This window comes from Polaromonas sp. P1_E3 (assembly GCF_056405935.1).
The window spans coordinates 1-2,308 of record NZ_JBFUBD010000408.1 but is presented as its reverse complement, the minus strand read 5'-3'; the positions used below and the strand labels follow the sequence as shown (position 1 = coordinate 2,308).

The following is a 2,308-nucleotide window of genomic DNA, read 5'->3' as shown; positions in this document are numbered from 1 at the left end:
ATGCCGGACGGCGCGTTTTACGCCTACGCCGACTGCACTGCCGCGGCCGCCCGGCTGGGCGTGAGCGGCAGCTGGGATTTCGCCTTTGAGCTCATGAAGCGCGCCCATTTGGCCGTCACGCCAGGCCGGGATTTCGGGCATGCAGCGCCTGAACAGTTCGTGCGGTTTTCCACAGCCAATTCCATGGGCCAATTGAAGGAAGCGGTGGCCCGGCTCAAGGCGGTGCTGGCATGACCCCGGCCGCGCGTGTTTTCAGCTGGCCCGTGCGGGTCTACTGGGAAGATACTGACGCCGGTGGCATTGTTTTTTACGCGAACTACCTGAAATTTTTTGAACGTTCGCGCACTGAATGGCTCAGATCACTCGGTGTTGAACAACAGCGCCTGCGGGAAACTACCGGTGGCATATTTGTCGTAGCGGAAACCACCATCCGCTACCATCGCTCTGCCCGCCTGGATGACGAACTCATTGTTACGGCAAGCCTGATTGAAGCAGGTCGCGCGTCCATGATAATTGGCCAGCAGGTGCTATTAAAAACAGAGCAGAAAACAGGACGGGAAGAGGAACAAGCACCCATCCTGCTCTGTGAAGGAAGTATCAGGATTGGCTGGGTCGACGCCGCCAGCCTGCAGCCCAGGCGGATTCCTGCTGCCATTCTTGACAGCCTAAAAACTTGAGCAAAGCTTCAACATGAATCAAGACCTTTCCATTGTCAGCCTCATCCTCAATGCCAGCTGGGTCGTTCAGGCCGTGGTGGCTCTGCTGGTGGGCGTGTCCATTGCCAGCTGGGCCGCCATCTTCAGGAAAATCATTGCCCTGAAAAAAGTGCAGAAGCTCAATGACGAATTCGACCGGGAATTCTGGTCGGGCACGAGCCTCAACGACCTGTTCGCCGGCGCCGCGCAGAACGCCAAACACTCCGGCCCCATGGAACGGATATTCGCCAGCGGCATGCGTGAATACCAGAAGCTGCGCGAGCGCCGCATCACCGACGCCGGCACCCTGCTGGACGGCGCGCGCCGCGCGATGCGCGCCAGTTACCAGCGTGAGGTGGACGCAATCGAAGCCAACCTCTCCTTTCTTGCCACTGTGGGCTCGGTATCGCCGTAYGTSGGCCTSTTYGGCACGGTSTGGGGCATCATGCACGCCTTCACCGGGCTGGCGGCCCTGGAACAGGTCACACTGGCCACGGTAGCACCGGGCATTGCCGAGGCGCTGGTAGCCACCGCCATCGGCCTGTTCGCCGCCATTCCGGCTGTGGTGGCTTACAACCGGTTCTCGCACGATATCGACCGCGTTGCCAACCGCCTTGAAACCTTCATCGAAGAGTTCTCCAACATCCTGCAGCGCAACCTGGGCGCCCAATCACCCTCCGGCCACTAAGCCAGAAGGAGACCGCCATGCCAGCAGTCAATTCCCGCCGCGGCCGCAATCGCCGCACCATCAGTGAAATCAACATGGTGCCGTTCATCGACGTCATGCTGGTGCTGCTCATCATCTTCATGGTGACGGCGCCGCTCATCACGCCCAGCATGATCGCGCTGCCCAAAGTCGGCAAGGCGCCCAGCCAGCCGCAAAACCCGGTGCAGATCCTGATCAGCAAGGATGAAACCGTGCAGATCAAGATCAAGACCGACAGCGTGCCCAGCAACGTGCGCAACGTCGCAGGCGACATCGCCCGGCTGGAGCCGGCCGTGAAAGCTGTCGGCGCCGAAGCTGTGCCCGTGGTCATCAGCGCCGACAAATCGATCAAGTACGAAACCGTGGTCCAGGTCATGGACAACCTGCAAAAAGCCGGGGTGTCGCGCGTGGGCCTTTCAGTGCAAACCGGCAACAAGTAGCCGCCCGCAACCCGCCATGCCCAGCGCCGCAGACCGCCTCGAATTCGGACCGCCCCGCGACAGCGGCTCGTTGCGCGCATTCGGGCTGGCTTTGCTTRCCCACATCCTGCTGATGGCCGCGCTGACCTGGGGCATCAACTGGAAGCACAGCGACAAGGCGGTGTCGTTCGATGCCGAAATCTGGTCCAGCGTGCCGCAGGCAGCAGCGCCCAAACTGGTGGAAGCCCCCACCCCACCGCCGCCTCCACCCGCCCCCCCAACACCGGAAGTGAAGACACCGCCGCCGGCGCCCAATGTCGACATCGCGCTGGAGCAGGAGAAAAAACGCAAGCTGCTTCAACAGCAAAAAGAGGCCGAAATCCAGAATCAGAAGCTGAAGCAGGAAAAGCTCAAGGCCGAGCAGTTGGCAAAGAAAGAAAAGGAACTGAAGGCCAAAGAAGAGCAGGCCAAGCGCAAGGCGGCTGAAG

At 60.8% G+C, this 2,308-nt stretch carries 3 protein-coding genes and 2 pseudogenes; all 5 read left to right on the top strand.

Annotated features, from left to right (window positions below; translation table 11 throughout):
• Positions 1 to 234 (top strand): annotated as a pseudogene (locus AC1D0Z_RS19880) (aminotransferase); the annotation flags it as partial.
• Positions 231 to 677, top strand: coding sequence for a tol-pal system-associated acyl-CoA thioesterase (locus AC1D0Z_RS19875; RefSeq protein WP_477659897.1), 447 nt, complete (start codon positions 231 to 233; stop codon positions 675 to 677). The pseudogene AC1D0Z_RS19880 and the gene AC1D0Z_RS19875, both read left to right, overlap by 4 nt.
• A gap of 13 nt (positions 678 to 690) precedes the next feature.
• Positions 691 to 1,383, top strand: coding sequence for a protein TolQ (gene tolQ / locus AC1D0Z_RS19870; RefSeq protein WP_457280238.1), 693 nt, complete (start codon positions 691 to 693; stop codon positions 1,381 to 1,383).
• Positions 1,384 to 1,400: 17 nt separating this feature from the next.
• Positions 1,401 to 1,841: a biopolymer transporter ExbD gene (locus tag AC1D0Z_RS19865; protein WP_477659896.1), complete on the top strand. Its 441-nt coding sequence runs from the start codon at positions 1,401 to 1,403 to the stop codon at positions 1,839 to 1,841.
• 16 nt (positions 1,842 to 1,857) lie between these two features.
• A pseudogene (locus tag AC1D0Z_RS19860) lies at positions 1,858 to 2,308 on the top strand (cell envelope integrity protein TolA); the annotation flags it as partial.

Bases quoted from the DNA above. Each gene is read 5' to 3' on its own strand.
- AC1D0Z_RS19875 (WP_477659897.1), top strand. From the start codon at position 231: ATGACCCCGGCCGCGCGTGTTTTCAGCTGGCCCGTGCGGGTCTACTGG.
- AC1D0Z_RS19865 (WP_477659896.1), top strand. From the start codon at position 1,401: ATGCCAGCAGTCAATTCCCGCCGCGGCCGCAATCGCCGCACCATCAGT.